The organism is Skermanella sp. (genome assembly GCF_059503625.1).
In genome coordinates this window covers 1-3,033 of the sequence record NZ_JCACHA010000281.1, presented here as the reverse complement: position 1 = coordinate 3,033, position 3,033 = coordinate 1, and the positions used below count along the sequence as shown (strand labels likewise).

Sequence of the window (3,033 nt, the reverse complement as noted above, 5' to 3'; positions counted from 1 at the left end):
GCGCGTGTAATCAGGAGGGCTGCTTCCTGAGCCAGACGATCTTCGGTGAGACTCGGGATCGCGTCCAGCAGCGCCGCGACCTGAGCGCGCAGCTTCTGGCGGATCGCCTCCGGCTGAAGCGAGGCGCAGCGCGATGCCTGCTCGGTCAGGCGCGCGATCTCGTCCAGGTGCTCGTTCAGGACATGGACGAGCCGGGCGCCTTCGGCGAACCTTGCGGCGGTGAGGCGGTCGAGGGTCTCGTTCAGCGTGACGGCCATCGCGGCTTCCACCGCTTCGCGGGCATCGCCAAGATCGGTGTCCTCGATCGTTTCCACGACGCCGCGAACGGCGAGCAGGGCGTCGAGCCGGGGTTTCTCGGCCACTCCCCCAAGCTCGTTGCCCAGCGCTATCAGGCGATCGAGCAAGGGACGGTTGATCCGCAGTTCGCCGCCGGTGCCGGTCCGGGTCACCGTGAGCGTAACGTTGACGTTGCCGCGCCGAAGGCGCTGGGGAACGACTGCCTTGACCACCGGCTCCAGCGCGTCGAAACCCGGAGCGACCCGGCACCGCAGATCGAGGTTCCTGCCGTTGACGCTCTTGATCTCGAAGGTCCAGACATGGCCGTGGCCCGACCCGTCCGCGCGGGCGAACCCGGTCATGCTGGCGACTTGATGGTGAGCGCTCAACGCTGCCTCGCTGGTACGAAAGTATGGCGGTGGTTATACCCCTGAGACGTGACGACAACAAGCAACAGAGGGCTTGGTGCCCTGGAGCCATGCTATGCGCGATCCGAAGACCATCCTGATAACAGGCGCATCGAGCGGCATCGGGGAGGCTTTGGCTGAAGCCTATGCCGGTCCGGGCATTACCCTGGTGCTGACGGGCCGCGACCGCGAACGCCTGGACGCCGTGGCTGCGCGCTGCACGGCGCGCGGAGCCGATGTCCGCGCTGCGGCGGTGGACGTCGCCGACCGGGCCGCTATGGCCGACTGGCTTGCGCTGGTGGACCGGACGACTCCAGTGGACCTGTGCATCGCCAATGCCGGGATCAGCGGCGGCACCGGCAGGCGGGGCGAGAGCGAGGAGCAGGCACGGCGGATCCTGGCGGTCAACGTCGACGGCGTGCTGAACACGATCCACCCGCTGATCGGCCCCATGACGGCGCGCGGACGCGGACAGCTGGCGCTGGTCAGCTCCCTTGCCGGGTTCAGGGGTTATCCGGGAGCACCGGCATATTGCGCCAGCAAGGCGGCGGTCAGGAGCTATGGCGAATCGCTGCGGCTCGACCTGCGGCCGTCGGGGATCGAGGTGTCGGTAATCTGCCCCGGCTTCGTCAAGAGCAGGATCACCGACCGCAACCGGTTCCCGATGCCGTTCCTGATGGATGCGGACCGCGCCGCTTCGATCATCAAGCGCGGACTGGAGAGGAACCGGGGGCGGATCGCCTTTCCGCTGCCGACCTACCTGATGGCCTGGCTGGTAGCGGTTCTGCCGTCCGCGCTGGCGGATGCGGTGCTGGCGCATACGCCGGCGAAGGAGTGAGGGGCCGCTTCGCCGCTTTATTCTCGCGGCTTCTCCCGAAGCTCAAGCTACTCCCGTCGCCTCGGCTTCGGCCGCTTCCAAGGCTTCATGCGCTTCCATCCAGGCGTCCTCGGCGGCGGACAGCTTCTTCTGGATGTCGCCCAGGTCCTTCTGGAGCTTGGTCACCTTGTCGGCCGGACCGTTGTAGAGATCCGGATCGGCCATCTTCGTTTCCAGCGCCTGACGGTCGCGCGTCAGCTTGGCGATCAGCTTCTCGGCGTCGTCGGCCTTGCGCTTCAACGGAGCCAGGGCTGCCCGAAGCTCGGCGGCGGCGCGGCGCTGGTCCTTTTTGCTGGGGCCGGTCTCGCGCTCCGTCCCGTCGGAGCGTTCCGCCCTCCGCTTTTCCAGGAGCAGCTTGCGATAGTCCTCGAGGTCGCCGTCGAAGGCACGGCAGGCGCCGCCATCGACCAGCAGGAGCCGGTCTGCCGTCAGCTCGATCAGGTGCGGGTCGTGGCTGATGAGGATCACGGCCCCCTCGTACCCGTTGATCGCCTGGATCAGGGCTTCGCGGCTGTCGATGTCGAGGTGGTTGGTCGGCTCGTCCAGCATCAGGATGTGGGGAGCCTCGCGGGTCATCAGGGCGAACAGGAGCCGGGCCTTTTCACCGCCGGACAGCTTGGCTATCTGGGTGTCGGCCTTCTGCTGGGGGAAGCCGAACCGGCCGAGATGGGCACGGACCTTTTCCTCCAGGATGTCCTTCATCCACAGCTTCGCCTGGGCTACGGCGGTCAGGCTGAGGTCGAGCGCCTCCGCCTGATGCTGGGCGAAGTAGCCGACCTTCAGCTTGGACGACTTGCGGAACTCGCCCGTCATGGGCGCCAGCCGGCTTGCCAGCAGCTTGACCAGAGTCGATTTGCCGTTGCCGTTGGCGCCGAGCAGCGCGATCCGGTCGTCCATGTCGATGCGCAGGTCCAGGTTCCGCAGGATCGCCTTGCCGTCGTAGCCGACATCGACGCCTTCGAGTTGGATAAGCGGCGGTGCAAGTTCCTCCGGCGACGGAAAGTCGAAGCTGACCGTATGGTCCTCGACGATGCTGATGATCGGCTCCATCCGCTCCAGCATCTTGATCCGGCTCTGCGCCTGACGGGCCTTGGACGCCTTGTAGCGGAACCGGTCGATATAGGACTGGATGTGCTTGCGCTGGGCGATCTGCTTGGTCTGGTTGGCGGCCAGACGCTCCAGGTTGGCCCGGCGGGTGCGCTCGAACTGGTCGTAGCCGCCGGCGTAGGAGACCAGCTTGCCCTGGTCGAGGTGGACCGTGGTGGTCGGGACCTTGTTCAGCAGTTCGCGGTCGTGGCTGACCAGCAGGATCGTGTGCGGATAGTTACGCAGGTAGTTTTCCAGCCAGATCGTCGCTTCGAGGTCGAGGTGGTTGGTCGGCTCGTCCAGCAGCAGCAGTTCCGGTTCGGCGAAGAGGACGCCGGCCAGTGCCACGCGCATGCGCCAGCCGCCGGAGAAGTCGCTGCACGGCCG

3 protein-coding genes are annotated in these 3,033 nt (G+C 66.7%); 1 reads left to right on the top strand and 2 read right to left on the bottom strand.

Annotated elements, in window-relative coordinates; all coding sequences use genetic code 11:
• Positions 1–665 (bottom strand): YicC/YloC family endoribonuclease (locus AC5JJ6_RS06560; protein ID WP_496041267.1); only part of this gene is annotated, 665 nt, incomplete at its 3' end.
• Between the two features lie 94 nt (positions 666–759).
• Between AC5JJ6_RS06560 and AC5JJ6_RS06555 the strand changes: the two genes are divergently transcribed.
• On the top strand, positions 760–1,521 hold the full coding sequence (locus tag AC5JJ6_RS06555) for an SDR family NAD(P)-dependent oxidoreductase (RefSeq protein WP_496041266.1): 762 nt from the start codon (positions 760–762) through the stop codon (positions 1,519–1,521).
• 42 nt (positions 1,522–1,563) lie between these two features.
• Here AC5JJ6_RS06555 and AC5JJ6_RS06550 read toward each other — a convergent pair.
• Positions 1,564–3,033, bottom strand: a 1,470-nt coding sequence (locus tag AC5JJ6_RS06550) for an ABC-F family ATP-binding cassette domain-containing protein (protein WP_496041265.1), incomplete at its 5' end; no start/stop codon positions are given.

Bases quoted from the DNA above. Each gene is read 5' to 3' on its own strand.
- AC5JJ6_RS06555 (WP_496041266.1), top strand. From the start codon at position 760: ATGCGCGATCCGAAGACCATCCTGATAACAGGCGCATCGAGCGGCATC.